At 68.2% G+C, this 26,263-nt stretch carries 31 protein-coding genes; 29 read left to right on the forward strand and 2 right to left on the reverse strand.

Going from position 1 to position 26,263, the window contains the following annotated elements:
• From ROZ37_RS01490 to ROZ37_RS01515, 6 genes are read left to right on the forward strand one after another with little or no spacing between them, the layout of a single operon-like run.
• Positions 1-426 carry a holin family protein gene (locus tag ROZ37_RS01490; RefSeq protein ID WP_312656922.1) on the forward strand — a complete coding sequence of 142 codons (426 nt, stop codon included), beginning with the start codon at positions 1-3 and terminating at the stop codon, positions 424-426.
• The gene (locus tag ROZ37_RS01495; RefSeq protein WP_312656923.1) at positions 423-776 is read left to right on the forward strand and encodes a hypothetical protein; all 354 of its coding nucleotides are present in this window, start codon (positions 423-425) and stop codon (positions 774-776) included. Before ROZ37_RS01490 ends, ROZ37_RS01495 begins: the two co-directional genes overlap by 4 nt.
• Positions 773-1,066, forward strand: coding sequence for a hypothetical protein (locus ROZ37_RS01500; RefSeq protein ID WP_312656925.1), 294 nt, complete (start codon positions 773-775; stop codon positions 1,064-1,066). The genes ROZ37_RS01495 and ROZ37_RS01500 overlap by 4 nt, the downstream gene beginning before the upstream one ends.
• A complete protein-coding gene (locus ROZ37_RS01505; protein ID WP_312656926.1) occupies positions 1,063-1,209 on the forward strand; it encodes a hypothetical protein in 147 nt (48 codons plus the stop codon). The genes ROZ37_RS01500 and ROZ37_RS01505 overlap by 4 nt, the downstream gene beginning before the upstream one ends.
• Positions 1,196-1,696, forward strand: a complete 501-nt coding sequence (locus ROZ37_RS01510) for a DUF1804 family protein (RefSeq protein WP_312656927.1) — start codon at positions 1,196-1,198, stop codon at positions 1,694-1,696. Before ROZ37_RS01505 ends, ROZ37_RS01510 begins: the two co-directional genes overlap by 14 nt.
• Entirely contained in the window at positions 1,689-1,919 is a 231-nt protein-coding gene (locus ROZ37_RS01515; RefSeq protein WP_312656929.1) for a hypothetical protein, read from the forward strand. The genes ROZ37_RS01510 and ROZ37_RS01515 overlap by 8 nt, the downstream gene beginning before the upstream one ends.
• Positions 1,920-1,963: 44 nt before the next feature.
• Here the strand turns inward: ROZ37_RS01515 and ROZ37_RS01520 are convergent, their stop codons facing one another.
• Positions 1,964-2,134: a DUF1508 domain-containing protein gene (locus ROZ37_RS01520; RefSeq protein WP_312656931.1), complete on the reverse strand. Its 171-nt coding sequence runs from the start codon at positions 2,132-2,134 to the stop codon at positions 1,964-1,966.
• 237 nt (positions 2,135-2,371) lie between these two features.
• On the opposite strand from ROZ37_RS01520, the gene terL reads away from it, so the two are divergent.
• The 22 genes from terL to ROZ37_RS01630 all read left to right on the forward strand — a co-directional run bounded on the left by terL (position 2,372) and on the right by ROZ37_RS01630 (position 24,731).
• A complete protein-coding gene (terL, locus tag ROZ37_RS01525; protein WP_312656933.1) occupies positions 2,372-4,021 on the forward strand; it encodes a phage terminase large subunit in 1,650 nt (549 codons plus the stop codon).
• The gene (locus tag ROZ37_RS01530) at positions 4,021-4,269 is read left to right on the forward strand and encodes a hypothetical protein (RefSeq protein WP_312656934.1); all 249 of its coding nucleotides are present in this window, start codon (positions 4,021-4,023) and stop codon (positions 4,267-4,269) included. The genes terL and ROZ37_RS01530 overlap by 1 nt, the downstream gene beginning before the upstream one ends.
• The gene (locus tag ROZ37_RS01535; protein WP_312656935.1) at positions 4,269-4,460 is read left to right on the forward strand and encodes a hypothetical protein; all 192 of its coding nucleotides are present in this window, start codon (positions 4,269-4,271) and stop codon (positions 4,458-4,460) included. The genes ROZ37_RS01530 and ROZ37_RS01535 overlap by 1 nt, the downstream gene beginning before the upstream one ends.
• Positions 4,457-6,043, forward strand: a complete 1,587-nt coding sequence (locus ROZ37_RS01540; RefSeq protein ID WP_312656937.1) for a DUF935 domain-containing protein — start codon at positions 4,457-4,459, stop codon at positions 6,041-6,043. The genes ROZ37_RS01535 and ROZ37_RS01540 overlap by 4 nt, the downstream gene beginning before the upstream one ends.
• Complete coding sequence (locus tag ROZ37_RS01545; RefSeq protein ID WP_312656939.1) at positions 6,033-6,809, forward strand: phage minor head protein; 777 nt, start codon at positions 6,033-6,035, stop codon at positions 6,807-6,809. The genes ROZ37_RS01540 and ROZ37_RS01545 overlap by 11 nt, the downstream gene beginning before the upstream one ends.
• Positions 6,810-6,811: 2 nt before the next feature.
• Positions 6,812-7,345 (forward strand): phage virion morphogenesis protein, encoded by a 534-nt coding sequence (locus ROZ37_RS01550; RefSeq protein WP_312656941.1) that lies wholly within the window; start codon positions 6,812-6,814, stop codon positions 7,343-7,345.
• Positions 7,346-7,952: 607 nt separating this feature from the next.
• Entirely contained in the window at positions 7,953-8,702 is a 750-nt protein-coding gene (locus ROZ37_RS01555) for a hypothetical protein (RefSeq protein ID WP_312656942.1), read from the forward strand.
• A gap of 62 nt (positions 8,703-8,764) precedes the next feature.
• Entirely contained in the window at positions 8,765-9,799 is a 1,035-nt protein-coding gene (locus tag ROZ37_RS01560) for a phage protease (protein ID WP_312656943.1), read from the forward strand.
• A 6-nt stretch (positions 9,800-9,805) separates the two neighbouring features.
• Positions 9,806-10,213, forward strand: coding sequence for a hypothetical protein (locus tag ROZ37_RS01565; protein ID WP_312656944.1), 408 nt, complete (start codon positions 9,806-9,808; stop codon positions 10,211-10,213).
• A gap of 27 nt (positions 10,214-10,240) precedes the next feature.
• Positions 10,241-11,257: a Mu-like prophage major head subunit gpT family protein gene (locus ROZ37_RS01570; protein WP_312656946.1), complete on the forward strand. Its 1,017-nt coding sequence runs from the start codon at positions 10,241-10,243 to the stop codon at positions 11,255-11,257.
• 3 nt (positions 11,258-11,260) lie between these two features.
• Positions 11,261-11,815, forward strand: a complete 555-nt coding sequence (locus tag ROZ37_RS01575) for a hypothetical protein (RefSeq protein WP_312656947.1) — start codon at positions 11,261-11,263, stop codon at positions 11,813-11,815.
• A gap of 4 nt (positions 11,816-11,819) precedes the next feature.
• Entirely contained in the window at positions 11,820-12,242 is a 423-nt protein-coding gene (locus ROZ37_RS01580) for a DUF1320 domain-containing protein (protein WP_312656948.1), read from the forward strand.
• Positions 12,239-12,691 (forward strand): hypothetical protein, encoded by a 453-nt coding sequence (locus ROZ37_RS01585; RefSeq protein ID WP_312656949.1) that lies wholly within the window; start codon positions 12,239-12,241, stop codon positions 12,689-12,691. Before ROZ37_RS01580 ends, ROZ37_RS01585 begins: the two co-directional genes overlap by 4 nt.
• A 16-nt stretch (positions 12,692-12,707) precedes the next feature.
• Positions 12,708-13,475, forward strand: a complete 768-nt coding sequence (locus tag ROZ37_RS01590) for a hypothetical protein (protein WP_312656951.1) — start codon at positions 12,708-12,710, stop codon at positions 13,473-13,475.
• Positions 13,476-13,625: 150 nt separating this feature from the next.
• Positions 13,626-16,754, forward strand: coding sequence for a tape measure protein (locus ROZ37_RS01595; protein WP_312656952.1), 3,129 nt, complete (start codon positions 13,626-13,628; stop codon positions 16,752-16,754).
• Positions 16,751-17,155, forward strand: a complete 405-nt coding sequence (locus ROZ37_RS01600; RefSeq protein WP_312656953.1) for a hypothetical protein — start codon at positions 16,751-16,753, stop codon at positions 17,153-17,155. Before ROZ37_RS01595 ends, ROZ37_RS01600 begins: the two co-directional genes overlap by 4 nt.
• Before the next feature lie 3 nt (positions 17,156-17,158).
• Positions 17,159-20,638 carry a hypothetical protein gene (locus tag ROZ37_RS01605; protein WP_312656954.1) on the forward strand — a complete coding sequence of 1,160 codons (3,480 nt, stop codon included), beginning with the start codon at positions 17,159-17,161 and terminating at the stop codon, positions 20,636-20,638.
• Between the two features lie 15 nt (positions 20,639-20,653).
• Positions 20,654-21,835, forward strand: a complete 1,182-nt coding sequence (locus tag ROZ37_RS01610; protein ID WP_312656955.1) for a hypothetical protein — start codon at positions 20,654-20,656, stop codon at positions 21,833-21,835.
• Positions 21,836-22,011: 176 nt separating this feature from the next.
• Positions 22,012-22,206 carry a hypothetical protein gene (locus ROZ37_RS01615; RefSeq protein ID WP_312656956.1) on the forward strand — a complete coding sequence of 65 codons (195 nt, stop codon included), beginning with the start codon at positions 22,012-22,014 and terminating at the stop codon, positions 22,204-22,206.
• Positions 22,203-22,640, forward strand: coding sequence for a hypothetical protein (locus tag ROZ37_RS01620; protein WP_312656958.1), 438 nt, complete (start codon positions 22,203-22,205; stop codon positions 22,638-22,640). The genes ROZ37_RS01615 and ROZ37_RS01620 overlap by 4 nt, the downstream gene beginning before the upstream one ends.
• Entirely contained in the window at positions 22,640-24,526 is a 1,887-nt protein-coding gene (locus ROZ37_RS01625) for a hypothetical protein (protein ID WP_312656960.1), read from the forward strand. Before ROZ37_RS01620 ends, ROZ37_RS01625 begins: the two co-directional genes overlap by 1 nt.
• A complete protein-coding gene (locus ROZ37_RS01630) occupies positions 24,507-24,731 on the forward strand; it encodes a hypothetical protein (protein WP_312656961.1) in 225 nt (74 codons plus the stop codon). Before ROZ37_RS01625 ends, ROZ37_RS01630 begins: the two co-directional genes overlap by 20 nt.
• Positions 24,732-24,815: 84 nt before the next feature.
• Here ROZ37_RS01630 and ROZ37_RS01635 read toward each other — a convergent pair whose 3' ends face one another.
• The gene (locus ROZ37_RS01635; RefSeq protein WP_312656962.1) at positions 24,816-25,268 is read right to left on the reverse strand and encodes a pilin; all 453 of its coding nucleotides are present in this window, start codon (positions 25,266-25,268) and stop codon (positions 24,816-24,818) included.
• Positions 25,269-25,541: 273 nt separating this feature from the next.
• On the opposite strand from ROZ37_RS01635, the gene ROZ37_RS01640 reads away from it, so the two are divergent.
• Positions 25,542-26,099 carry a hypothetical protein gene (locus ROZ37_RS01640; protein ID WP_312656963.1) on the forward strand — a complete coding sequence of 186 codons (558 nt, stop codon included), beginning with the start codon at positions 25,542-25,544 and terminating at the stop codon, positions 26,097-26,099.
• Positions 26,100-26,263 lie beyond the last annotated feature (164 nt).

A 26,263-nucleotide genomic window follows, 5' to 3' on the forward strand; every position in this document is an offset into this window, starting at 1 on the left:
ATGGCGATCGCGATTCCCGTCCTCGACCGGGTGCTGGAGTTCGGCAGCGAGATCCTCAAGCGCGCGATTCCCGACCCCGCGCAGCGTGCCGCGGCCGAGCTCGAACTCTATCGCGCGCGTCAGGCGGGCGAGCTCGACGCCGTGCGGGTGCAGCTCTCCGCGATCGTCGCCGAGGCGAACAGCGCTGACCCCTGGACGAGCCGCGCCCGGCCGAGCTTCATGTACGTGATGTACGTGATGATCCTCGCGTCCATCCCGGTCGGCATCGCGCACGTATTCAACCCGCAGGCGGCCGCCGCCTTCACCGCGGGCGTGACCGCGTGGCTCGCCGCGCTGCCCGAGGAGCTGTGGTGGCTCTTCGGCTCCGGCTATCTCGGTTACACCGGCGCGCGCATGTTGGAGAAGCGCAAGGGGCCGCGCAGGTGAGCTTCGACGAGATCAAGTTCGGCATTGCCGTCCTCGGCAGCCTCATCAACGCCGCCGCCTCGACCGGGCTGTGGCTCTACGTGCGCTACGGCGATCGCAACAAGGAAGTCGACCGGAAGTTCTCGGAGCTGCGCACCGACTTCGACGGCCGCGCCGACGAGCAGGACCGCCGGCTGGCGCGGCTGGAGGGGCGGCTGGAGCGGTCTCCCACGCACGACGACCTGGGCAAGCTCTACGACAAGATCAACACGACTTCGCAGGCCGTCAGCCAGATGGCCGGCGAGATGAAGGGCATGAACGACACGCTGCGCCTGATCCTCGCGCAGATCGCCGAAAAAGGAATGCGATGAACACCGCCGAACAGATCGTCACCGTCGACCGCCGCCGCGCGATCCTCGCCGCGCTGATGGTCGCGCCGAGTTACATGATGCCGGCCCGCGGCCTGCGCGAGCAGATCGCGCTCGTCGGCTATGCAGTCAGCCTCGACCGCCTCGCGACCGACTGCGCGTGGCTCGCCGAGCAAGGGCTGATCGCGTGGCAGAACGACGTCGCGACGCTCGGCGACCGCGGCGCCGACGTCGTCCTCGGGCGCGCCCAGGTGCCGGGCGTGAAGCGGCCGGAGCCGGGGCAGCTGCAATGAATAATGTCGGCGCGTTCCTGATCGCCCTCGCGCTGGTGGCTGGGCTCTTCGACATCGCCTCGGCGATCCGCCACGCGAACGTCAGCGTCAATTTCACCGTCCCGATGCGGATCACAACCGAGGCCGACGATGGCGCACGGTGAAGACACCCGCCGTGCCGTCCGCGGCGCCTACGTCTTCGACCAGCTCGGGCTCGAAGTCGCCGCGGTCAAGGAAGGCGTTCCCGTCGCGACCGCGCGGCGCTGGAAGCGCGAGGCGAAGGACGCGGGCGACGACTGGGACAAGGCGCGCAGCGCCCAGATGATCGCCGGGGGCGGCATCGAGGACGTCGTGCGGCAGACGCTCGCCGTCGTCGTGCAGCAGGTGCAGGCCACCGTCGAATCCATCCAGGCCGCGCCCGACATGGATCCGGCGACGAAGGTGCAGATGCTCGCGAGCCTCGCCGATGCGTATCACAAGCTGATGAGCGTCTCGAAACGGCTGATGCCGGAGACCGACAAGCTCGCAATCGCGATGGATGTGTTGAAGCGCTTCGGGGAGTTCATCTCGAAGCGCAAGCCGGCACTGGCCGGGGAATTCGTGGAGCAGATTGAAGCGTTCGGGGATGAGATTGCGAGGGCGTATGGCTAAGGTTTCCGCAGCAGCGCAGCGCGCGCTGTCGATCGTCGCTCACGCGTCGATGGCGAGGCAGCTCGACAAGGAAGTTTTTGCGAAGAGCGGTGCAGCCGGCTTCTTCGAGTACTGGAAGAAGCAGCTCACGGCCGCCGATCGCGCGATCCTGGACGAGTTCGGCCGTCTGCAGCGTCAGGCGTATGCCGACATGGCAAAGATACTGGAGAAGGACGCGCCCTAGGGCATATAGAGGCCCGCCGCAAGCGGCCGGGCCTTTCGAAGCAATCAGGTTTCGTAAACTGGCGTAGCGCCGGAGCCCTTCACCAGGTTGATCGCTGCCAGGCAGTCGGACTTGTTGAAGTAGCCCTCGCCGGAATTGGCAATTTTCCGGTTGTTTCCGGCGGACAAGTACCAGCGCCAATGACCAACCGAATCTTTGTAGATGTGATACGCCATGCAGACCTCCAATAGTGATGACGGGTTCAAAACATACCTCTTCACCTACCGGCACCAGGGAGCCTTTTGGAGCGTGGAAATCAAGGCCACGAGCCCTGAGGATGCCAAGGACCGGGTCAGGAAAATGGCATGGGCAGTCTATGACGGAGAACTTGTAGCGAAAATCCCTGCAGGACTCGGGCTTGTGACACGTGTCGCGGTGGCGCTTCGAAATTCGCTTGTCGGGAGATTGTCCTGATGGCTACTTCGACCCGTAAAACCTTCCTCGCCGACCTCGCCAACCTCGCCGCCTCGTTCCGCGCCCGGATCGAGGCGGAAGTCACCGGCTTCGACCCCGACCCCGCCGAGTGCCAAAAGCGCCGCAAACAGGCGCACGCCGACTTCGGCTTCTTCGTCGGGACCTACTTCCCGCACTACGTCCGCAGCCCGCACCGCTCGCGCCTGCACGACTACCTGTTCGCGCGGCTGCCAGAGATCGTCGCAAGCGACAAGAGCGAGACCGACGCGATCGCCGCTCCTCGAGGAGAGGCGAAGTCCACGCTGGTCTCGCAGCTCTTCGTGCTGTGGTGCCTGGTCACCGGACGCAAGCGTTACCCGGTGATCGTCATGGACTCGATCGACCAGGCGTATCCGATGCTGGAGGCGATCAAGGCCGAGCTGGAGTTCAACCCGCGGCTGCAGATGGACTTCCCGGAGGTCACCGGCCAGGGGCGCGTGTGGCAGGCCGGGACGATCGTTACCCGCAACGACGCGAAGGTGCAGGTCGCGGGCTCGGGCAAGAAGCTGCGCGGCCTGCGGCATGGTCCGTACCGGCCCGATCTGGCCGTGCTCGACGACATCGAGAACGACGAGCAGGTGAGGAACCCGGACCAGCGCGACAAGCTGCAGAGCTGGGTGTCGAAGACGATCCTGCCGCTCGGCGGCGCCGGTGCGAAGTTCGACGTCGTCTATATCGGCACCATCCTGCACTACGACTCGGTGCTGAACCGCACGCTCGCGAACCGCATGTGGCGCACCGCGAAGTTCAAGGCGCTGCTGAAGTGGCCGGACCGAATGGACTTGTGGGAGCGCTGGGAAGAGCGCCTGAGGAACGACGGCGAGGACGCCGCGGACGCGTTCTACCAGGAGCACCGCGACGCGATGGAGGCCGGCTCCGAATGCAGTTGGGCCGCCCGCCCGCTGCTCGCGCTGATGAAGATCCGCGCCCGCGACGGCCACGACACCTTCGACAGCGAGTACCAGAACGACCCGGTCGCCGGCGACAACGCCCCCTTCGCGAAGGTCATCCAGTTCTGGGTCAATCGGCTCGCCGACTGGATCTTCTACGGCGCCTGCGACCCATCGCTCGGCAAGGCCGGCGCCAGCCGCGACCCGTCGGCGCTCCTGGTCGGCGGCTTCAACCGCTCGACGGGCATCCTGGACGTGGTCGAGGCCGGCATCAAGAAGCGCCTGCCCGATCGCATCATCGAAGACGTGATCGCCTACCAGGCGGAATACCGCTGCCTGCTGTGGGTGATCGAGACCGTGCAGTTCCAGGCCTTCCTGTACTCGGAGCTGGTGAAGCGCGCCGCTGCCCGCGGCATCCCCGTCCCGGCGCGCGGCGTGCAGCCGATCGCCGACAAGCTGCTGCGCATCGAATCCATTCAGCCGCACATGAGTAACGGCCTGATCCGGCTGCACCCGAGCCAGACGACGCTGATCGACCAGCTGCGCCACTTCCCGAAAGCCGACCATGACGACGGCCCGGACGCGCTGCAGATGTTGTGGATGGCGGCGACCAGCGGCATGGGGAGCATCGGCGGGTTTCAGAGCGTGTCGCGGCATGGGGGCGGCGGGGGCGCCAGCGGTGAGGATTTCGGCGGGTTCGGGTCGCGGAGGATGTTTTGATGAGAAGAGAAGTGACGGAACAGGATTTCCGCATGCCGGAGTTTCGGGACGCGGACCCAGAAGATTACGAGTTTCGCGCCGATGGGAAGGTCGTTCGAAAAGACCGCTGGGAGGACGGCATCCATCGTATTCGGCATGCGCTAGGCGACAACCGGCACGAGTTTGAAATCAGTGAGATCGTTGCAGCAGTGCGTGCGCTGGTCGCCGCCGCTGCCCCGCCGCCGGGGGACGAGGAGGAGTCGCTGTGATGCTGTACCGCCATCTCAAGACCGGCAAGGTCTATCGGCTCCTCGCATTCGGCACCGACTGCACCAACGCCCGCAGCGGCACGACGGTCGCGATCTACTGCCCCGACGACAACGAGCACACGATCTACGTGCGGGAGCTCGACGAGTTCGAGGCTCGCTTCCTCCCGATCTCTCCGGAATCCGCTGCATGAAAATCCTCGACCAACACGGCAACCCCATCGACACCGGCGTGCTGCGCGAGCCGCAGACCGCGCGCGTCGCGGCGCTTCAGCACGAGCTGGTGCAGTCCCAGCTCGACGGCCTCACGCCCGCGAAGGCGGCGCGCATCCTGAAGGAGGCCGACGCCGGCGACATCGTCGCGCAGCACCAGCTGTTCGACGACATGGCCGACCGCGACGCGCACCTGCGCTGCGAGTTCGACAAGCGCCGCGGCGCGGTGCTGGGGCTCGACTGGTCGATCGAGCCGCCGGCCAATGCCTCTCGTGCGGAGAAAAAGCTCGCGGCGTGGGTCGAGGAGATCCTGCGAGACGTGGTCGACGACCTGGAAGACGTGATCCTCGCGATGATGGATGCGGTGGGCCACGGCTTCGCGCCGATCGAGATCGAGTGGGAGCGCTGGGGGACGGAGTGGCTACCGAAATTCCACCCACGGCCGCAGACGTGGTTTCAGCTCGACACGATGCGCCGCAACCTGCGCCTGAAGGACGGCAGCGGCGACGGGGCCGAGCCGATCCCAATGGGCTGGATTCTGCACCAGCACGTGAAGGCGAAAACCGGTTACCTCGGCCGCATGGGCCTTTCCCGCGTGCTGGTCTGGCCGTTCCTCTACAAGGCGTACAGCGTCGGCGACTTCGCTGAGTTCCTCGAAACCTACGGCCTGCCGATCATCGTCGGCAAGTACCCGCAGACTGCGACGCCGGAAGAGAAGTCGAGCCTGATGCGTGCAGTAACGGCACTGGGGCACGACGCGCGGGCGATCATGCCCGAGCAGATGGCGATCGAGATCCAGAAGATCACCGGCAGCGCTTCGGGCACGCCGCATCTCGAAATGGTCGATTGGGCCGACCGGGCGCAGTCGAAGGCGATCCTCGGGCAAGTGCTATCCAGCGAGGCGAAGGCGACCGGGCTCGGCTCGGGCGTCGCCGACCTGCACGCCGAGGTGCGCCGCGACATCCTCATCGCCGACGCGCGCCAGATCGCCGGCACGCTGACGCGCGACCTAGTCTATCCGCTGATCGCGCTGAACCAGGGCGGGCTCGACAGCTATCGCCGCTGCCCGCGCTGGGTATTCGACCTGGGCGAAGCCGAAGACCTGAAGCTCTACGCCGAGGCGCTCCCGGCGCTCGCCCAGGGCGGCGCGCGGATCCCGGTGAGCTGGGTGCACGAGAAGCTGCGCATCCCCCGGGCGGCCGAGGGCGAGGCAGTGTTTCGCGCAGCGCCGGCCGCGATGCCGAACGCCGCCGACTCAGCCCTAGCCGCGCTGACCGCCCGTTACTCCACTGCCGCGCTCTCGACCCGGCTGACGACGGGCAGCGACCGTGACCCCGCCGACCGTCTGCTGCCCGCGCTCGGCGCGCAGGCCGAAGCGCACGTTGCCGCCTGGCGCGACGATATCGAGGCGATGCTCGCGGCCGCCGGCAGCCTCGAGGAGTTCCGCGAGCAGCTGTTCGCGCGCTACGCCCACCTGCCGGCCGACGAGCTCGTCGCCGTGATGGCGACAGCGCTGTCCGCGATCCACCTCGCCGGCCGCAGCGAGGTGCAGGATGGCCGCTGAGGCCGCGATCGCGGCAGTGTTCGCGCTGCCGTTCGACGAGCAGATCGCGTTCTTCCGCGACAAGCTCAACCTGCCCACCGAGGCGTGGGACGACATCTGGCAGGCCGCGCACGACCGCGCCTTCGTCGTCGCCGGCGCGATGAAGGCGGACCTGCTGCAAGATCTGCGCGAGGCGGTCGACAAGGCGATCGCCACCGGTACGACACTGGAAACCTTCCGCAAGGACTTCCGCGAGCTCGTCGCGCGGCGCGGCTGGAGCGGCTGGACGGGCGAAGGCACGAAGGCCGGCGAAGCGTGGCGCACGAAGGTCATCTACGAAACGAACCTGCGCACCAGCTACGCCGCCGGCCGCTGGGCGCAACTCACCGCCGCCGACCTGGTCGAGCACCGCCCGTACTGGCGCTACGTCCATAACGACTCGGTGCTTCACCCGCGCCCGTTCCACAAGCGCTGGGGCGACATGCGCCTGACGCTGCCGCACGACCACCCCTTCTGGCAGACGCACTTCCCGCCGAACGGCTGGGGCTGCCGCTGCCGCGTCACGGCCGTCACCGGCCCGAAAAAGGGCGACGCCACCGAGCCGCCCGCCGGCTGGAATGCGCGCGACACCGCCGGCAACATCCCCGGCATCGACAAGGGCTGGGCCTACGCCCCCGGCGCGAGCCTCGGAGAACTGCGCGCAACGGTCGAGCAGAAGCTGCAGAAGCTCGACCCGGCCCTCGGCGCCGCGCTGTGGGCCGACGTCGGGCCGAAGCTCGGAGGCTGACCGTGTCCGACCGCATCACGATTGAGTTCGATAGCGCGCCTGTCCAGGCCGCGCTGAACCGCCTCCTTGACGCCCTCGGCCCCGCCGGCATGGCGCCCGCGATGAAGGAGGTCGGGGAAGTGCTGATGGAATCGACGAAGCAGCGCTTCGCGACCAGCACCGCGCCCGACGGCACGCGCTGGGCGCCTAACGCGCAGGCGACGTTCGAGAGCTACCTGAACCGCGACGGCAAGAACTTCCGCCAGGACGGCCGACTCGGCGCGAAGGGCGCGGCCCGCGCGATGAACAAGAAGCCGCTGGTCGATACCGGCATCCTCGCCGACACCATCGCCTGGCAGCTCGTCGACGGCGGCGCGGGCGTCGAGGTCGGCACGAACCGGTTCGCCGGCGAATGGGACGGCGGCGCAGCGGTGCATCAGTTCGGGAACAGGAAGGGCACGATCCCGGCGCGGCCGTTCCTCGGGCTGTCTGAGGCGGATGAGGTCGAGGTGCTGGAGATCATCGAGCGGCACTTGCTCGGGGCCCTCGGGGGCTGAAGCGGCGCGACGCGTTTACAGGCCCGTGGCGCGACTTCATGGGGTGAGGTGAGGCGCAGGTACCACCGAGGGGGAGAAAGCCGAAAGTAACGGGGTAGTAACGCCGTTTGTCGGCTGTCATAATCGACGGCATGGATGAGAAAACCCTCCGTGCGCACAAACACCGACCGAAGCGCCTTGTTGCTGCGCCCACCTTTAAGCCTCTGAAGCGGGGGCGACTACCGAAGCCGCTCCACCAGATCGGAGGCCAGCGCTTCTTCTCGACTGAGCTGCTCACCGTCGGGGACGGCTATCAATCGTGCTTCTTGTGGCGTAACGGCGCGCTGCTCGCTGACACCGCTTTTTACGGTTGGCTGTTCGAAGTGCGGGCAAACGGGCTGTATCCGTTGGCAACCCTCCACTATCATCCGAGTCACAAGCCAGTCCATCTGCTAACCCCGTGCAGACAGGAGCGCGACTTCACAAATCGGCAGTTACCCGGCGCCATCGAGTTCAACCTGTCTCACGGTCGACTCGATCCTCGCCTGGAATCCGACCGCCTGCGGCTTGTCAAAACGTTCTGTGAGCGGTGCGGGATATCCTTGGGTCCGGCTGGAGGGCTAGCGCTGTGAGTCCGAAAGAACTGCGGCAAGTAATGTGCGGGGCCTTCGAGGTTTCTGAGGAAGGTGAAGTGCTGCTCGTTCGGACGCCGTTTGGCGTCGACTTCAATGACGACCTTGTGCTGCGTGTGCGCCCTGCTAGTGGCGGATTTCGGATTGATGACAACGGAGATACGCTCCTCGCTCTTGCTCTGAACGGGGCGGCGCCCGATCCGGACCGGGTCCTCGAAGCCGCGGGCGACATCGAGTTCGATGAGGAAGACGGGAGCTTGGTCGCGCAAGTAGGATCTCTCGCCGCTGTGGGCGAAGCAGTTTTCCGTGTTGCCGAGGCCGCTCTCCGAGTTCACGCGGCTTGCCGCCCTCGCGAGCGGATGCCTGCTTCGGACCTCAAGTCACGGGTGGTCGAACTGCTATCTCAAGTGGCTGTGGAAAGCGGCGTTTCCCTACGTCTCGACGAGGTCGTGGAGGAGGCCGGGTCGCTGACGGCGGACGCGGTGCTCGGTGAGCACGACCCGCTGATCGTCATCGCCGCGTCATCGGTCGAGCGGCTCATGGAGGCGGAACTGCTCTTCCTGCGTCGCCAGATCTCGCGTCGGCCTGGCTATGTCTGCGCTGTCGTATCATCCGCGGCGGCAATCGGACGCAAGCATTTCGCCCGCGCAAACTACTACACCGACAAGGCTGTTGAGTTTGACGGCTGGACCGACGCATTTCGCGAGTTTGCGGAGCAGCGGATGGCAGTGCAGACGATGCACTGAGCGGCACTCTCCGAACCCCTTCCCCTCCCTAGCCCCACCCCCCGCCGCCGATCATCGGCGGCATGGCTACCCGCACCGCTTCCCTGACCGTCCTACTGCCCGCCGCCGGCGCTGAGATTCAGCTCCTGCCCGCGGGCGTGTTCCGTTCCGCCGACGGCTCGGGCCGCCCGGCCGGAATCTCCGGCTGGAAGCTCGACGCCCTGACCGCTGCCCGCGTCATCCAGGCTGCGGCCGCGCGCACGACGCCGTTCGTCGTCGACTACGAGCACCAGACCCTGCTAGCCGAAAAGAACGGCCAGCCCGCGCCCGCCGCCGGCTGGTTCCACGGCGCGAACCTCGAATGGCGCGAAGGCCGAGGGCTGTACGCCACCGAGGTCGAATGGACCGAGCGCGCCCGCAACATGATCGGCGACGGCGAGTACCGCTATCTGTCGCCGGTGTTCGCCTTCGACGACAAGACCGGCGAGGTCCAGGCGCTGCGCATGGCCGCGCTGACGAACAACCCGGGGCTCGACGGCATGAGCGCCGTCGCCCTGTCCGCACTTTTCCACCACCCCTCAGAAGAGGAGAACCCCGTGAACGAGATGCTCAAGAAGCTGCTCGCCGCGCTGGGTCTGCCCGAGGACGCGAGCGAGGAGACGGCCGTCAGCGCCGTTGCCGAGCTCAAGTCCAAGGCGGACAAGGCCGGCGAGGCGCAAGCCGAAGTGGCTGCCCTCAAGGCGCAGGCCCCGGCCCCGGCCAAACCCGACCCCGCGAAGTTCGTGCCGATCGAGACGATGCAGCAACTGCAGACGCAGGTCGCGGCGCTCACCGCGCGTATGACCGAAGGCGAAGTCGCCGACGTCGTCGAAGGCGCGCTCGCCGCCGGGAAGCTGCTGCCGGCTCAGAAGACGTGGGCCGAAGAGCTCGGCAAGAACAACCTCGCCGCGCTGAAGGCGTACGTCGAGACCGCGCCGCAGGTAGCCGCATTGAAGGGCATGCAGTCGCAGGGCAAGCAGCCCGGCGGCGCGACGCAATCGAACGGCGATGAAGCGCTCGCGGTGATGAAGGCGCTGGACCTCTCCGCCGACGAATTCGCCAAGGGCAAGCAGGAGTAACCGACGATGGCACTCGCTCAACCTCGCAACACCCCCTCGCGCTCCGGCGAGGTGTTCGGCTTCCCGGTCGCCGCCTCGACGACGATCTACCAGGGCTCGCTGGTCGTACTCGACGCCGGCTATGCCGTGCCCGGCGCGACCGATACCGGCCTCGTCGCCGTCGGCCGCGCCGAAGAGACGGTGACCGCCGTCTCCGCCGGCGACGCCGCCGTGCGCGTGCGCCGCGGCATCTTCAAGTTCGCGAACTCGGCCGACACCGATGCCATCGCCCAGGCCGACGTCGGCGCCGACTGCTACATCGTCGATGACCAGACGGTGGCGAAGACCAGCGGCACGAACACCCGCAGCCGCGCCGGCCAGATCGTCGCCGTCGATGCCGACGGCGTGTGGGTGCAGATCGGCCTCGGCCTGTAACGCTTTTCCCTTTCGGAGCCCTCGCACATGAAACTGCAATCCCGCCTGACCCTCGTGTGGGTCGCCTCGCTGGTCGTCGTCGCGCTCGCGCTCGCGTTCGGCCTCAGCCCCTCCCCCGCAGAGAGCGCCGTGCTCGTCGGCTTCGGCGGCATGCTGGTGACGCCGCAGTCGCTCGCCGCACTCGCCCAGGGCTTCAACGCCGCGTTCCTGCGCGGCTTCGAGTCCGTGCCGTCGACGTATCAGCAGGTCGCGATGGTCATCCCGTCCACGTCCGACGCCGAGAACTACGGCTGGATGAAGGACATCCCGGGCATGCGCGAATGGGTCGGCCAGCGCGTCATCAACAACCTCGAAGCCTCGACCGCGCAGCTCAAGAACAAGACGTGGGAGCACGCGATCGGCGTGAATCGCGACAACATCGAGGACGACAAGCTCGGCATCTACAGCAACCTCTTCGCGATGCAGGGCGAGATCGTCGCGCGTCACCCCGACGACCTGGTGTGGGGCCTACTGCCCGACGGCTTCACCACGAAGGGCTTCGACGGCCAGTACTTCTTCGACGCCGACCACGTCAGCCACGATCGCGACGGCAAGGAGACGAGCTGGAGCAACACCGGCGGCGGCTCGGGCGCCCCGTGGTTCCTGATGGATCTCGGCCGCGCGTACATGAAGCCGCTGATCTTCCAGAACCGCCGCAAGGCCGCCTTCCGCCCGCCGAAGATCGACGACGAGTCGGTGCAGAAAGAAAACACGTACATCTACGCCGCCGACGCGCGCTACAACGCCGGCTTCGGCTTCCACCAGCTCGCGTACGGCGCGAAGGTCGCGCTCGATGCAACCGCGTACGAAGCGGCCCGCGTGAAGCTCGCCGGCCAGTTCCGCCCGGACGGCTCGCCGCTCGGCGTGACCGGCACGCATCTCGTCGTTGGTCCCAGCAACGAGGCGAAGGCGCGCGAGCTCCTCGAAGCCGACCGCAACGCCAGCGGCGCGACGAACGTCTGGCGCGGCACGGCGAAGCTGATCGTGTCGCCCTGGCTGGCGTAAGCCATGAAGGCGAAAGCAACCCAAGCCGGCCGACTTCGCGGGCCGGGCGCAGCCGGGGGCGCGGACCCCGGCACCCCGAATACAACCGCAGCCGAGAAGGCAGACGATGCGGTCGTGTCGACGGACGGGGCGGCGGCTGGCGCTGTCGCCCCCACGTCTCACGATCAGTCCGACGCCCAGCCGCTTATGACCGGGAATCCTCCCCCGGAGGGGGGCGGAGTCGCTGCGCTGGAAGGTGACCTGCTGCCGGGGGCGGAGAAAGTGGCCCCGGACTGGCTTGGCATCGCGGAGGCTGGGGAACGGGCGTCGATCGCCGGCACGGTTGAGCAATTCGCGGGCGAGCCGGGACAGGGCGTCCCGATCGCGTCCTACGTCACCCACCTGCGCGTCACCTCGCGCTCGCCGGACGGCTTCCGCCGCTGCGGTCGGCGGTGGGGGCCGCAAGCGGTCGAGGTTCGATCCGACGAGTTCAGCGACGACGAGATCCTGCAGCTCTTCGCCGAGCCGGAATTGATCGTGCTGGCCGTTACCGGCGGCATGCCGGCAGGCGACGAGTAACGCGATGGCCTACGCCACCGTCACCGACCTGGTCGCGCGTTTCGGCGAGGACGAGCTGATCGACCTCACCGACCGCGACGAGCCGCGGACCGGCGCCGTCGTCGAGGCGGTCGCCCAGGCGGCGATCGCCGACGCGGCCGGCGAGATCGACGCGTACCTCGGCGTGCGCTACGCGCTGCCGGTCGTGCCAGTGCCCGCGCACCTGGTCACCGTCGCCTGTGACGTCGCGCGCTACCGCCTGCACGGGGTGCGCGTGACCGAGGAGGTGCGCACGCGCTACGAGGACGCGCTGCGCTGGCTGAAGGACGTCGCCGCCGGGCGCGCGCTATTGCCAGGCGCCGCGGCCGCGAGCAACGGCACGGCGGGCGCAGCGCTCGCCGAAGTCATTCAACCGGGCCGCAAGGTGTTCGGGGGAGGCTTCGCGTGACGTCGCCGATCGACTTCCTCGGCCTCGAACCGCTGATCCTCGCGCGGCTGAAGGCGACCGTGCCCGCGGCCCGCTCGGTGCTCGCGGCCGAAGATCTCGCGGACGTCGAGGCCCGGAGCCAGACCGCGCCAGCGTTGCACGTAATCTACGGCGGTTACCGCGTCATCGAGGCATCCGAGAACGGCCGCACCGCCTCGACCGAGCAGACGTGGATCGTCGTCGCGGTCGTCAAGGGCGCGAGCCAGCGCGGCGACGGGCCCGCGGTGTTGCGCGCTTCCGCGGCCGAGCTCGTCGGCCCGGTGCTCGCCGCGCTGATGGGCTGGCGCCCCGTCGATCGCATGCGCCCGCTCAAGCTCGCGAACGGCCCGCGCCCAGTGTTTTCCGGCGGGTTCGCCTATTTCCCCCTGACCTTCGCCGCCCAGGTGCCGGTGCAGGTCGAAAAGCTTTGAAGAGGAGCAACACACAATGAGCACTGCACGCGGTTTTCTCGGCGAGGGCGACGTCCTCTTCGACGTCTGGGACGACGACACGCAGTCCTGGTGGAACAGCTGGAAGCCGATGGGCGAATCGTCAAAGTTCGCGATCGGCGCGCAGTCGGAGCTGAAGGAAAAGGAATCGCGCGGCCGCGGCACGCGCGGGCAGATCATCGCGTCGGTCGCGCTGCTGAAGTCGCCCGAGATCGAGGTCGTCCTCGACGAGGTGAACGCGGACAACATCAAGCTCGCGTTCATGGGCACGCAGGCGGCTCTCGTGCAGGGTAGCGGTTCGATCGCCGACCAGGCGATCACCGCGAAGCTCGGCCACTGGATCCCGCTCGGCAAGCGCAACTTCGCGACAGAGGCTTTCACGGTCAAGAGCAGCGACGGCGTCACGACCTACACGAACGGCACCGACTACGAGGTCAATTACCGCCTCGGCATGGTCCGTCCGCTCGCCGGCGGCCAGATCGCCGACGCGGCGAGCCTGAAAGTCTCCGGCGCCTACAACGCGGTGTCGGGCTCGACGGTTAAGGGCGCGACGAAGGCGCAGCTGCGCTGCCGGCTGCTGCTCGACGGGCGCAACCTCGTCGACGGCTCGGACGCCGAGTGCGAAGTCTTCGAGGCGGTGCTCGCGCCCGAAGGCGAGTTCGACTTCAAGGCCGAGGACTTCGGCCAGATCACGCTGAAGGGCAAGACCGTGACGCCGACCGGCAAGACGAGCCCGTTCGAAGTGCGCTTCCCCGAGCTGACCTGACGCCAGACGCCAGATCAAAGCCCGCCGCCGGCGGGCTTGAGTCTGTCGCCTGATCACCCCGCCTGAATCCACCCGGCCCCGGAAGGACTTCCCCTGCCGGGGCTTTCGCGCGCGCGCGAACATGGGCCGGTCCCCACCCGACCGCGCGCCATGGCAGACCTCGTCGCAAAACTCCGTCTGATCGCAGAAACCTCCGGCAAGGAGGGGGTTGCGGCGCTCGCGTCCGAACTGGAAAAGCTTGCGACCGAAGGCGGCGATGCGGCCCCGAAGTTCGAGGCGCTGGCGCAGGAAATCCGCCGCCTGGATCGGCAGCAAGTTCGCATCGACGGACTGCAGGCCGCGATCGACTCTGCCAAAGCCGCATATGCGGCCGTCCGGGATGCTCGCCGCGAGGTCGAAGTGCTCGACAAGGCGCTCGGCGATGCCCGGGGCGCGGGAGCCAACCGCGAAGCGATGCGGTTGCTCGAAAAGGAGCTCGGCGCAGCGAACCGCCAGCTTAATGCGGCGGAAAAGGCGTGGGATCGCAACAAGAGTGCTCTGGGCTCTGCCAGGGCTGCTGCCGCCGAGCTGGGCGTCGACGTCAAAAATCTCGGCGAGGCACAGCAAAAGCTCGTCTCGGATCTTGATGCGGCAAAAGACGCAATCGGCGCTCAAACCGAATCCCTGAGGAAAGCCCGCGAAGCCGAGGAGGAGCGCGCGCGGGAGCTACGTGAACACGCGGCAGAAGAGCAGCGCCTGGCGAACATCGTTGCCGCGACCAAGGCCAAGATGGCGCAGGCAGCGCAAGAGCAGCTCGCGGCCGAAAAACGCGGCTATGCCGAAGCGGAAGTCGCCGCGAAGCGCTACGACGCGCAGACCCGTGCAATCGCGGCCGGCGTCAGCAACGCGTTTTCGAGTATCGGCATCCGCTCGTCTGATGCGATCGAGGCCGAAATCCTCGGCATCCAGCAGGCGCTGCAACGCCTTGCGGGCGATGCCAAAGTCTCCGGCACCGAGTTCGACCGCGCCTTCGCACGCGCACAGGTTCGGATCGACGCGCTCAAGCGCGAGATGTCCGGCGCCGTCGATCCCTTCACGCAATCGGTCGGCCGCGCGAGCGCCAACATTGACGGTCTTACAACGAAGCTGCGCCCGCTCGCCGGTGCGATTGCCGCCGCGTTCTCGCTCGACCAGGGCGTGCGCGCGCTGATCGATGCGAACGTTCAGACTGAGCGTCTGAGCCGTGCGCTCGGCACCATCGCCACGCCCGCGCTGTCGGCGCGCGAACAGCTGGGGTGGTTGCGCGAGCTCGCCGACCGCAACGGCGTCGCGTTCGAGCGCATGGCCCAAGGCTTCACGTCGTTCGCCGCCTCGACCCGCGGCTCGGCGCTCGAAGGGCAGAAGACGCGCGACGTGTTCGACGCCGTCGTGACGTCGATGGGGCGCATGGGCCGCAGCTCCGCCCAGGTCGAACTGGCGCTGCAGGCCCTGTCGCAGATGGCGAGCAAGGGCGTCATCAGCATGGAGGAGCTGCGCGGCCAGCTCGCCGAGGCGATGCCTGGCGCGCTGCAGGCGCTCGCCAATGGCCTCGGGCTGACAAACGAACAGCTCATCAAGATGGTCAGCGAGGGCCGGCTCCTCGCCGAGGATGCGCTGCCGGCGCTGCAGCGCGAGCTGCAAAAGACGCTCGTCGTCACCGGGCCGGAGAAAGTGTCCGGGATGGAAGCCGGCTGGAACCGGCTGACCAACGCGATCACCCGCGCACTCGACGCCGGCCAGGACAAGCGCGACCGCACCGGCGGCTTCCTGTCATGGCTCGCCGACGAGGTGGACGGACTGGGCGACCGGGCCGGATCCCTCGAAGCGTCGTGGGGCGGGCTTATGCGCGCCCTGGATACCGGCGACTGGGGCGCTTACACGGCCGCGGTCGACGCGCATGCCGCAGCGGTTGCCGCGGCAAACGACAAGTCCGCGATTGCCGCCGAACAGCAGCGCATGCTCGGCGCCGCGGCGGCGCAGGCCGGCACGCAGGCGCAGCAAGCCGAATCCGCGTGGGTCGCGATCAATAACGCGTACGGACAGGCGGCCGCCGGCGCGGAGCGATACACGGCGCTATCGGTCAAGGCGGCCGAGGCGAAACGCCTCGAAGGCGCCGCGGCCGTCCAGAACGCCGAGCTCACCGGCAACGAGATCGCAGTCCTCGAGGCGCGCGCGACTGCGGCGAACAACAACCTCGTCGCTGCGCAACAGGTCGCCGAAGCGCGCGCGGCCGAAGTCTCGGTCATCGAAAGCCAAATCGTCGCACTGCAGACCGAAGCCGCGCAGACCGGCGGGCTCACGGCCGCCAAGCAGACGCAGATCGAAACCCTGCAGAAGCTCGTTACCGAAAAGGACGCCGAAGCGCAAAAGGCGCGCGAAGTCGCAAACGTCCTCGACGCGGAAGCCGAGGCGGCGAACCGTGCCGCGTTTAGCGTCGAATCGGCGTTCAAGCGCATGGGCATCGCTAGCAGCGAGTCGCTGAAACAGGCCGCTGACGCCGCGCGCCGCGACTTCGACATCATCAGGAACAGTGGTAACGCCACCGCGCAGGATCTCACCAACGCCTTCCGCATCGTTGCTGAACGCGCGGTGGCCGCGAACGGCGGGATCGCGTCGGAGGCGCTGAAGGCAGAAGCCGCGATGTACGGGTTGCGCGTCGAGGCTGACAACACCGGTAAGGCCGTCGTCACGTCGATGCGCGAAGCCGCCCGCGCGACCGCCGCCCTCGGCGCCGCCGCCGACGAGACCGCCTCGCGGTTCGCCCACATCGGCGAAGCAGCGGAAGAGGCCGCGCAGGCCGCGGGGGCAGCGACTGCCAGCGCGTCGTCGACAGGCAGCGGAGGCGGTTCGTCCGGCGGCGGATCGTACCGCCGCATGGACTGGGGCCAGGAAGCCACCCTCTCCCGCGCCGAGCGCCTCGGCGGACTCGAACTGCGCAAGCAGATCGAGCGCGAGTGGGCCGGCCTCCGCAATGGCCAAGCCGTTCCGTACAAAGAATTCATGAAGGCGATGAGCCGCACCATCGGGCAGCTCGACAAGCTCCAGATCCAGCAAGAGCGCGAGTCGAAGCGGTTCGCTGCCAACGAGCCCCGCACCGTCGGTCCGGTCCCGCAGGACCCGCCCCGCACCGAAACCTTCCGCGTCGAGATCGGCACCGGCGCCGGCCGCCTGACGACCATCAACACCGCCTCGCGCGCTGACGCCGAAGCGCTCACGCGCCTGCTCCAGCAACTCGAAGCCGACATGTCGAGGGCCTCATGAGCATCACCCTGACCGTCGGCACGACCGTCCTCGCGCTCGATCCGGATCTCCTTTGGGAAGACGAATTCGCCTGGGCCGCGACCGAGCAGACGATGACGCGCGGCCTCACCGGCAAGCCGATCATCCAGTACGCCCTGCGCCAAGCCGGCCGCCCGATCACGCTCCGCAACGAAGACGACCGCTCCGCCTGGATGACCCGCGCCGACATGGCGCAACTGCAGACCTGGGCCGACACCCCGGGCCAGCGCATAACGCTCGCCCTGCGCGGTGCCTCGCACCTGGTCGTCTTCCGTCACCACGACGGCGGCCCCTTCGAAGCCCGCCCGCTCGTCCACTACGCCGACCCGCTGCCCGCCGACTGGGTGCTGGCGACGCTCCGATTTGTCACCGTTACCGAGTAACGCATGCCCATCCTTTCCGAAAACATCCAGTTCCGCGCCTCGCAGGTGATGGACGACGTGCAAGAGGGCGGCGGTCGCGCGACCGCGACGGTCATCGTCGACGGCGCGAGCAACGAGATCTTCCCCGACATTTCCGAGGCCGACCGCGCCGGCGGCCGGGTGCGCCTGCGGAAGCTCTTCCTGTCCGTGGATACGCCCGACACCGACCAGCTCCTCGGCGCCAACATCGTTATCGCGAAACCGCCCGCCGATCCCAACGTCTCCGTCAGCCTCTTCAGCACCGGCGACTACTTCGATCGCCGATCGGACGCCGCGAACCGCGTCGAGGCCTATCTCTTCGCCGGCCCCGAGTGGTCGGGTTACCTCCTCGAAAACCATATCGCCGGCCAGCGCAGCATCCAGATCTTCCAGCGCCCGGGCACGGAGCTGCCGCCGATCGGCCGCACACTGTGCCTCGTCCAGGACGAGGCGCTCCCCGCCGAAAAGCGCCAGTACGTGCGCATCATCAACGTCTCGTCTGTGGAGCAGACGTTTTCGTACAGTGCCGGCGGCAATGTCGTGGATTACCCCGCCTTGGTCGTCACCGCCGAGCTCTCCGACGCGCTGCGCCAGGACATGGCCGGCTCGCCGCCGAACCGGCTCTACACCCGCGCGAGCAGCGGCACGAAGATCCGCGACACCACGGTCGCCGACGCCGCGCGTTATTACGGCGCCGCGAAACTGACGGCCGCCGCAAATATCGGCGACCTCTCTGCGCGGCTCGACAGCGTATTCACCCGCCTCGTGCCGAGCGCGCAGACCGAAGTCCCGCTCGTCGATCTGCCGATGGCAGGCGACCGTATCCCGATGATGCCCGCGGCCGCCGGCCCGATCAGCTACAGCACGGACGGTGCAATCGCGGCGGGGGGCCGTTTCGTGCTGCGCTCGGGTTGCTTCCCCGGCTCGCTCTCGCTCGCGCTCGGCGGCTACACGCTGACCGACGACGGCGCCGGCGTCGTGCGCTCGGGCAGCACCGAGGTGGGGACGATCAACTACGCCACCGGCGAGATCGCGCTCGGCGCCGCCGCACCCACGGCATCCGGCACCGCGAACGTCACCTACCGGCCTGCCGCCGCGGCCCCACAGCAGGCACACACAAAGCAGGTCGCCGTCACCCCGGAAAACCGCTCGTACGTTTGGGTCGTCCCGCTCTTGCCGCTGCCCGCGCCCGGTTCGGTCGAGTTCAGCTACATGGCGCAGGGCCGCTGGTACACGCTGCGCGACAACGGCGCGGGCCAGCTCACCGGCTCGGAGTCGAGCTACGGCTCCGGCACCGTCAGCTACGTGACCGGCACGCTCAACATCACCGTCGGCGCGCTGCCCGACGCCGGCACCGCGATCCTGATGTCGTGGGCGTCGCCCGCGCACTACGCTGTCCGAGCGGGCGAGACCGGCGACGCCGCCACGGCGCTGCGCCTCGACTACACCCTCGCACATGCGCCCGTCGTGCCGGGGTCGCTGACGATCACCTATCCCGTCGGCGGCACGCCGCGCACCGCGACCGACGCCGCCGCCAACGGCACCATCACCGGCACTGGTGTTTCGGGCACGATCAACTACGCGACCGGCGCGATTCAACTCGAATTCACCGCGCCGCCCGACCGCGCCGCGAACTTGTCCAACGCCTACACCTGGCGCAACGGAGCGGACCTGCTCGCCGCGGGCAGCCCGACGATCTCAGGCGGGCAATTCACGGTGCCGGGAACCGCTCCGTTTCGCAACGCGGGCCGCTTCACGCTGCTCGCCCAGGCGCCGGCCGTCGCCGGCGTCGCCACGCTGACGCTGTCCGCCGACATCACCGCCGACGGTGCAGTCGTTATCGCGGCGGGCGCGGCCGGCGTCGTGGCTTGGGCGGCGCAGACGATCGGCACGTTCGCCGCCGCGACCGGCGTCGTGACCCTCGTCTCGGGCGTCGCCGTCACCTGGAAATACTGGGAGCCGGGCACGATCGACCACAGCGTGCCGCCCGCCTGGAAGAGCGGGGGCGCGACGGTATCGGTCCTCTCCGTCGGCGCCCTCTCGGTCGAGCGCGACACCGCCGCGTACGACCCGCAAGCCGTGACTGCCGAGACCGTCGCCCCGGGGACTGTCGGCCTGGTGCTCGACCTGACGACGACCGTTGCGGATGCCGTCGTACCCGGCTCGGTCGTGCTGTCTGCCGCGGGTGCGATCTACGTCGACCGCTCCGGCACCCTCTATGCCAACCCCGACAGCGCAACCGGCGCAGCGACTGCCAGCGGCAGCATCGACTACACGACCGGCCGAGCGACCCTCACGTACTGGGCCGACGACACGCCCGCCGCCGTCTCCGTCCTCGCCTGCCTCACGCGCTACGGGCAATGGACCGCCATCGCCGCGACCTTCCGAGCGGCTTCCGCCCCCTTGCGCCCGGCCTCGCTCTACGTTGCCGCCACCAGCGCCGACGGCGACACGCTCACCGGCACCAGCGACGGTAACGGCGTCGTCAGTGGCACCGGCGTCGGCGGCACCGTCAATTACGAGTACGGCATCGTCACGCTGACCTTCGCCGAGCCCGTCGACCCGGGCACGATCCGCTACAACGCCGTCGCCTACAGCTATCTGCCGCTCGACGCGACGCTGCTCGGCCTCGACCCCGTGCGCCTGCCGTCCGACGGCCGCGTGCCGATCTTCCGCCCCGGCGAATTCGCCGTCTTCGGGCGCGACATCTCCCTCGCGCCGCAGACGGTGACCGCCGCGCAGGTGATCGACCTCGGCGCCGAGCGCCTGTCGCGCGTGCGGATCGTCGGCGCGGATGGCCTCGGCATCGGCACCGGCTGGAGCGTCGATCTCGACGCCGGCGTCGTCACCATCATTGACCCCACCGGCTGGCCGCAGCCCGTGACGATCACCGGCCGCGTCGAGGACATGGTCCGCGTCTCCGACGTGCAGATCTCCGGCGACGTGACCTTCACCCGCCCGCTCACGCACCTGTTCCCGGTCGGCTCGACGGTTTCGTCGGCGCTGATGCTGGGCGACCAGCGCGCCCGCGTGTCGCACATCTTCGATCAGCTGACTTGGGACGGGACGTGGTCCGACAGCATCAAAGGCAGCGCTGCGACCGCGAGCTACGACGACGCGCAGTACCCGCCGGTCGTGACCAACGCCGGGGCAATTACCGAGCGCTGGGTTATCCGCTGGACCAACACCACCAGCATCGAAGTCATCGGCGAGCACGTCGGCGTCATCTACACCGGCCCGACATCGAGCGACGTCGCGCCGATGAATCCCGCGGCTGGGGCTCCGTACTTCCGCCTCAGCGCACTCGGCTTCGGCATCGGCTGGGGCGCGGGCAACGTCATCCGCCTCAACACCGTCGGCGCCCAACCGCCCATCTGGGCCGTGCTCACCGTGCAGCAGGGCGCCACCACCGTGATCGACGACGCGTGGGAGCTGCTCGCGCGCGGCGACGTCGATCGCCCGTAACTCCAGGAGTCCCCCATGCCGCTATCGACCTCGGTCAAATGGTTTCACAGCAACATGCCCGGTGCGCCCGTGCTCAACGCGAGCGCGGGCAGTCTTGTAGGCGTTCTCGATGCGTGCCTCATCAACGGTTGGGGGCTTGTCTCCGCCTCGTCGCTCGTAGTGGCCGATGGGGTCGCCACGATGACGTTCGCGACCGGGCACAGTTTCACTGCGCATACGGTCGCATTGGTAGACGGCGCGACGCCCGCCGAGCTCAATGGAGAAAAGCGGGTGCTCTCCATTACCGCCAACGCCATCACCTTCGAGGCGCCCGGCGTGCTGAATGGGGCCGCGACCGGCGCCATCACCGCGAAGCTCGCGCCGGCGGGATGGGGCATCGCGTTCCAGGACACCAATCGACGCGCGTACCGAGCCGCGCTGGGCAATCGGCATTACCTTCAGGTCGACGACACCAATACGGTGACCGGGTGGAACACCGGCAGTAATGCCGCGGCAACGAAAATCCGCGCCTGCGAGGGCATGACGGGCATCGCGACAGTCGAGAACGTGTTTCTCGATTCTTGGTGGCTCAAGTACGACTCGACGGCTGGCACCGCCGCCCGGCCCTGGTTCATCGTTGCTGACGATCGGCTGGTGTACGTCATCACTTCTCCGATCGGCTCCGATCCGTCGCGTGGGAGCGCGGGGTGTTTTGGCGAGACGGTCACTTTTAAGCCGGGCGATGCCTATCACACGATCGCCGTTGGAGGCGACTTCAGCGGGTCGACATCATCGCCGTCTACCGCGACGCAGCTCTCGTTCATGCGCTATGCGCTCCTCGGCGCGCTATGGTCCTCAGGTCATAAAGCGCTTGCGCGCCCCTATCATCAGATCCTATCGCAGGCACCTGTGACGATGTTTGGGAGTGGCTTGTCCGACAGGCTCGGTTTCGGCGGGGCCGCATACCCAAACGCTGCCGACAATGCACTGGTGGTGTCAGATGTATGGCTGCTGGAATCTGGCTCCATCCGCGGGCTCATGCCCGGGCTCCTGCAGCTCCTGCATACCCGGCCGATTTCCGATTTTCAGCTGATCGACGCCGGCGCAGTGCGCCCCGGAAGAAGATTGGTCGGCATGTCTGCACTGACATACACAAGCGGGGCTAACACCCTGCAATCGGGACAGGCGCTCTTCGACGTCACGGGGCCGTGGCGATGAACCACACAGACACGCGCATCGTCTCCTCCCTGTTGCGCGATGGGCCTGCGCCGTCGGTCGGCCCCGCGACCACGCGCCTGCTCTACGGGCGCCCCCCGAGCCTCCCGCCCGGCCCCGGGCGGGTAGCCGGAACAGTCCAAAAGACCGGATCACCGAATTCTCCCGTCGCTCGCCGCGTGCGTTTGACGCTGAACGACGCCCTCGACAACGCCGCGCCGGCCGCGCTCGAAACGTGGAGCGACCCGATAACCGGTGAGTACGAATTCATCGGACTCGCGCTCGGCGTCGCGTTTGCCGTCTGTTCGTTCGACCACACCGGCGAGCACAACGCCGTGATCGCCGCGCCGATCTACGCCGAGCCGATGCCATGACGGTCGAGATCTCCGCAGCGCTCGCCGCCGGGCGCCTCAACGGCACGGCCGCCGTGCTGAATGCCGTCGCCCCAGGCGCCTCCGTCCTGTTCTACGCCGCGACCGCGACCTCGGCTTTCGGCGAGACCCCGGCCGAGCCGCACCTCGTCGCCGTCCCGCTTACAAACCCGCTCGGCACCGTCGGCGACCCCGCGCCGGATCTCGGTATTACGCCCGCGCCGCTCGCCGTCCTCACGCTCATCGTCGAGCCTGCGCCTGAGGGGCAGGTATCGACGACCGGCACGATCGCGTGGGCGCGGATTCTCGACGGCGCCGGCGCCGAGCACATCCGCTGTCCGGTGGGGGCAGAGGGGTCCGGCGCGCCGATCGAGGTCGAAGCACTCGCGGTGTACGCCGGCGGGTACGTGCGCATCGTCAGCGGCGTGTTCTACTGATGAGCGACGCGCCGACGCCCGATCTGCTGTTCGCCGACCCGCCTCCGGCGGGCGGTGATTTGCTGTTCGGCGCGTCGTCGGCGCCATCCCCGTCGGTCGTCCGCGCAACGCTCGCCGTCGGGCTGCCGCTGCTGCAGCTCGCCGTGAGCGTTGCGCGGGTGCGCCGCATCTCCCTGGCGTTGTCGCTCCCCGCGCTGCAAATGCGGGCGGCCGCACAATGGGATAGCCGCACCGAGCGCCCGCTCGCCCACAACCTCGCGGCGCCGCACCAGCAAGCTGAGCGCTCGCCGGCCCCCGCATTGCGAGCGCCACACGACCAGGCCGCGCCGCTCGCCGTCGGCGCAGCCGTTCGGCATGAGGACGGCGCCCCGGCCGGGGAGCAGGCGGCGCTGCACCATCGCGACGCCGGACATACTCGCACCGCGGCAACGTCCCGTCATGCTGACGGCAGCGCAGTCCGCGCGCACCGCGCCGCCCCGCACCAGGACTCGATCCACGCCCGCCGCCAAATCCTCGCGCGCCATCGAGAGGCGGCCGGCCTGCGCGTCCGCCGCTCCGCGCAACATGAAGACGCGCTGCGCCTGCGCCGCAGCGGCACGAGCCGCTTCACCGCTGCCCGGTCGAGCGGCCTGTGGCAACACGCCGCCCACGGCCCTGCGCTCCCCGCCGGCCGCTGGCTCGCGCCCGAGCATCAAGACGCCCGCCGTCCGCCCCCGGGGCGTTACGTCCTCGTCCCCCCCGTCACCCCGCCCCCGCAGCCGTTCGAGGTCGCGCCGGATCTGCTCTTCTGCCAGCCGTTCCCGACCAGCGCCGATTTGCTGTTCGGGTGGGTATGCGGCGACACCCCCGCCGGCACCGTTGTCATCCCCATCCGTGAGGTCTATCTCGTGATCAACAGTTTCGCGCTCGTCCGCGCCGACACCGGCGAGCCCGTCGAGGTCGAGACTTTCTCCGCCTCGCTCGACGTCGATAGCTGGTGCTGGGGCTGGTCTGCGAACCTGCCGGCGTCGCTGATGCCGCTCGTCCGCTCGCCCGCGCTCGGCGAGCACGTCGAGTTGATCGCGACCCTCAACGGCACGCCGCTGCGCCTCGTCGTCGAGCGCATGGCGCGCGACCGCCGCTTCGGTGCATCCATGCTGCGGATCTCCGGCCGCAGCCGCGCCGCCTGGCTCGCCGACCCGCACGCCCCGATCGCTACCCGTTACAACACAGCAGCCTATACCGCGCAGCAGCTCCTCGCCGACGCGCTCACGGTCAATGGGGTGTCGATCGGCTGGTCGCTCGACTGGCGCATCGCCGACTGGCTCGTGCCTGCAGGCGCATGGAGCCACACCGGCACCTACATGGACGCCGCGACCCGCCTCGCCGAGGCCGGCGGCGGCTACGTGCAGGCGCACGACAGCGATCAGACGCTGATCGTCCTGCCGCGTTACCCGGCTGCGCCGTGGAACTGGGCGGCGCAGACGCCCGACATCGACCTCCCCGAGGATGTCTGCGAAGTCGAAGGCATCGAGTGGCAGGACAAGCCCGCGTACAACGCCGTGTGGGTCACCGGCGGCGAGTCCGGCCGCCGCGACCGCATCCGCCGCGCCGGCACAGCCGCCGACCGCACTGCGCCGACCCTCGTCGACCCGCTCGCCACGGCCCCCGAAATGACCCGCGCTCGCGGCCTTGCGGTGCTGGCCGACACCGGCCGCCAGGCCCACATCAGCCTGCGCCTACCCGTGCTCCCCGAGACCGGCATCATCCGCCCCGGCAAGCTCGTGCGCTACACCGAAGGCGGCAACACGCACCTCGGCCTCACCCGCGCCGTGCAGCTCGAGCAGCGCTTCCCCGACCTCTGGCAGACGATCAAGGTGGAAACCCATGAGCTGGAACCCATATAAGCGCCTCCTCGCCCTCGTCGCCGGCGCCCCCCTCGACGCCGGCCAGGTGACCGCCGTGACGACCGACGGCGTCACCGTGCAGCTCGTCGACGGCGCAACGATCCACGCCCGCGGCGAGGCAGCGGTGGGCGAGCATGTGTATGTGCGGGGCGGGGTGATCGAGGGGCCCGCGCCGGCGCTGGTGGGCGTGGATCAGGAGGTGTGAGGCGCGCGAGACGCCCAAAAGCAAAGAGACCGCCGCGGCGGTCTCTTTTACTCCTAGAGGAAAGCTAGGAAATCGATCTCGTGTTTAGATGCGGCAGTTAGCCGGGACGAGGCCATTTCGAGCAGCATCGTCGACCGCGCATGCCCACTCAATGTTGCCCGTAGGCACCGGATCAGCATTCAGCGCGCTGCCCCCAACCGTCGGCGTTAGAGTGATGTCGTTGCCGCTCATTGCGCCCGTTGCCGCGGCGTAGGTAATCGTGATTACCCCCGTGCCGTCTTCGATCGCGATGGTGGTAACGTTGTCAGTCGAGCCGCTCCACGTCCATCCGGACGTGGCTGCAGTCACGGCGCCTTGGCTGACGAATGTTTCTGCAACCGCTGCCTTGGCTGCCGAAGCGAGCCCCAACCCTTCAGTAACTCGCGCCCGGACCGTGTAATCCTGATAAGCCGGCAGCGCGACCGCCGCCAGAATGCCGATGATCGCGACGACGATCATCAGTTCGATCAGCGTAAAGCCTTGTTGAACCTTTTTCATGATGTTCCCCTTTCGAGATGTGCCACGGAAAACCCGCTTGGCAAGGGCATCGCAAGGGGCGTGCCAGGGCCGAGGCGTCCTATTTTCTGGGCCAGGTGGCATTTAAGGGTGTGACAGAGCGGAGCGGTGGCACACCCACCCGTGCCAAAGGTGCCGCCTGTCGCACCCCCCTGTGTCACAAACGCAGTTGCACGGCGGCCGCGCGCAGCCGCTCCCCGCGTTTCGCGCGAGGGGATAAACTATATTCTCCTCAGCCAGCCCGACCGAGCGCACATGCACTACATCTCCATCAACACGGCCGCGTCCCTCTCTGGACTCAGTAAGCGCACATTGTGGAGGCGGGTAGCGGACGGGCACCTTCGGGCGATCTCGACCGGTTCGGGTGAGCGGACGGGCATCGCGCTCGACGATGCAACCGCACTGTCCCGGCTGCGTCTCGCTGCCGAGGACGGCGAACTGATCGTCGCCGCCGATGCAGGCGACCCGGACGCACAATGCGACCTCGCGCTGATGTTTCTCGCACAGGACTACGCCGAATCCGCGCTGCCGTGGCTCGAAGCCGCTGCCCGCCAGTACCACGCCGAAGCGATGCACTGGCTCGGCCGCTGCTATATCGCCGGCAAGGGAGTGCCCGCCGACGAGAAGCTCGGCGCCGACTGGATCTCGAAGACGGCCAGCCGCGGGCACAGCACGGCCTCGCACATGGTTCGGTATCTCGAATCCTCCGACCGTCCCCGCGAGCCCGCTGCTGTCGAAGCCGCGCTCGACGCGATCGAACGAAAAATTGTGCTTGCCGTCCTCGACGAGACCGCCTACTCGAGTCCGAGGTAAGAAGGGGAACCGTCGCCGCTGGCTCTTAAAAATAGGGCGAGGGCGGGCATCTTTCTTGAGACCCCTAAAGGCGCCACGGCGGGCCTCTCATCCGGGCGAATGTCCCAGCCGGAAAATCCCGTCCCGCAACGAGTAATGTCCCGTGCCAAAAGCCGCGCAAATCA

The organism is Aromatoleum sp. (genome assembly GCF_032027225.1).
Classification (GTDB): Bacteria; Pseudomonadota; Gammaproteobacteria; order Burkholderiales; family Rhodocyclaceae; genus Aromatoleum.

Excerpts from the sequence above, each read along its gene's own strand:
- ROZ37_RS01490 (WP_312656922.1), top strand. The coding sequence starts at position 1 with ATGGCGATCGCGATTCCCGTCCTCGACCGGGTGCTGGAGTTCGGCAGC.
- ROZ37_RS01500 (WP_312656925.1), top strand. The coding sequence starts at position 773 with ATGAACACCGCCGAACAGATCGTCACCGTCGACCGCCGCCGCGCGATC.
- ROZ37_RS01505 (WP_312656926.1), top strand. The coding sequence starts at position 1,063 with ATGAATAATGTCGGCGCGTTCCTGATCGCCCTCGCGCTGGTGGCTGGG.
- ROZ37_RS01510 (WP_312656927.1), top strand. The coding sequence starts at position 1,196 with ATGGCGCACGGTGAAGACACCCGCCGTGCCGTCCGCGGCGCCTACGTC.
- ROZ37_RS01515 (WP_312656929.1), top strand. The coding sequence starts at position 1,689 with ATGGCTAAGGTTTCCGCAGCAGCGCAGCGCGCGCTGTCGATCGTCGCT.
- ROZ37_RS01520 (WP_312656931.1), bottom strand. The coding sequence starts at position 2,134 with ATGGCGTATCACATCTACAAAGATTCGGTTGGTCATTGGCGCTGGTAC.
- terL (WP_312656933.1), top strand. The coding sequence starts at position 2,372 with ATGGCTACTTCGACCCGTAAAACCTTCCTCGCCGACCTCGCCAACCTC.
- ROZ37_RS01530 (WP_312656934.1), top strand. The coding sequence starts at position 4,021 with ATGAGAAGAGAAGTGACGGAACAGGATTTCCGCATGCCGGAGTTTCGG.
- ROZ37_RS01535 (WP_312656935.1), top strand. The coding sequence starts at position 4,269 with ATGCTGTACCGCCATCTCAAGACCGGCAAGGTCTATCGGCTCCTCGCA.
- ROZ37_RS01540 (WP_312656937.1), top strand. The coding sequence starts at position 4,457 with ATGAAAATCCTCGACCAACACGGCAACCCCATCGACACCGGCGTGCTG.
- ROZ37_RS01545 (WP_312656939.1), top strand. The coding sequence starts at position 6,033 with ATGGCCGCTGAGGCCGCGATCGCGGCAGTGTTCGCGCTGCCGTTCGAC.
- ROZ37_RS01560 (WP_312656943.1), top strand. The coding sequence starts at position 8,765 with ATGGCTACCCGCACCGCTTCCCTGACCGTCCTACTGCCCGCCGCCGGC.
- ROZ37_RS01565 (WP_312656944.1), top strand. The coding sequence starts at position 9,806 with ATGGCACTCGCTCAACCTCGCAACACCCCCTCGCGCTCCGGCGAGGTG.
- ROZ37_RS01570 (WP_312656946.1), top strand. The coding sequence starts at position 10,241 with ATGAAACTGCAATCCCGCCTGACCCTCGTGTGGGTCGCCTCGCTGGTC.
- ROZ37_RS01575 (WP_312656947.1), top strand. The coding sequence starts at position 11,261 with ATGAAGGCGAAAGCAACCCAAGCCGGCCGACTTCGCGGGCCGGGCGCA.
- ROZ37_RS01580 (WP_312656948.1), top strand. The coding sequence starts at position 11,820 with ATGGCCTACGCCACCGTCACCGACCTGGTCGCGCGTTTCGGCGAGGAC.
- ROZ37_RS01590 (WP_312656951.1), top strand. The coding sequence starts at position 12,708 with ATGAGCACTGCACGCGGTTTTCTCGGCGAGGGCGACGTCCTCTTCGAC.
- ROZ37_RS01595 (WP_312656952.1), top strand. The coding sequence starts at position 13,626 with ATGGCAGACCTCGTCGCAAAACTCCGTCTGATCGCAGAAACCTCCGGC.
- ROZ37_RS01600 (WP_312656953.1), top strand. The coding sequence starts at position 16,751 with ATGAGCATCACCCTGACCGTCGGCACGACCGTCCTCGCGCTCGATCCG.
- ROZ37_RS01605 (WP_312656954.1), top strand. The coding sequence starts at position 17,159 with ATGCCCATCCTTTCCGAAAACATCCAGTTCCGCGCCTCGCAGGTGATG.
- ROZ37_RS01610 (WP_312656955.1), top strand. The coding sequence starts at position 20,654 with ATGCCGCTATCGACCTCGGTCAAATGGTTTCACAGCAACATGCCCGGT.
- ROZ37_RS01620 (WP_312656958.1), top strand. The coding sequence starts at position 22,203 with ATGACGGTCGAGATCTCCGCAGCGCTCGCCGCCGGGCGCCTCAACGGC.
- ROZ37_RS01625 (WP_312656960.1), top strand. The coding sequence starts at position 22,640 with ATGAGCGACGCGCCGACGCCCGATCTGCTGTTCGCCGACCCGCCTCCG.
- ROZ37_RS01630 (WP_312656961.1), top strand. The coding sequence starts at position 24,507 with ATGAGCTGGAACCCATATAAGCGCCTCCTCGCCCTCGTCGCCGGCGCC.
- ROZ37_RS01635 (WP_312656962.1), bottom strand. The coding sequence starts at position 25,268 with ATGAAAAAGGTTCAACAAGGCTTTACGCTGATCGAACTGATGATCGTC.
- ROZ37_RS01640 (WP_312656963.1), top strand. The coding sequence starts at position 25,542 with ATGCACTACATCTCCATCAACACGGCCGCGTCCCTCTCTGGACTCAGT.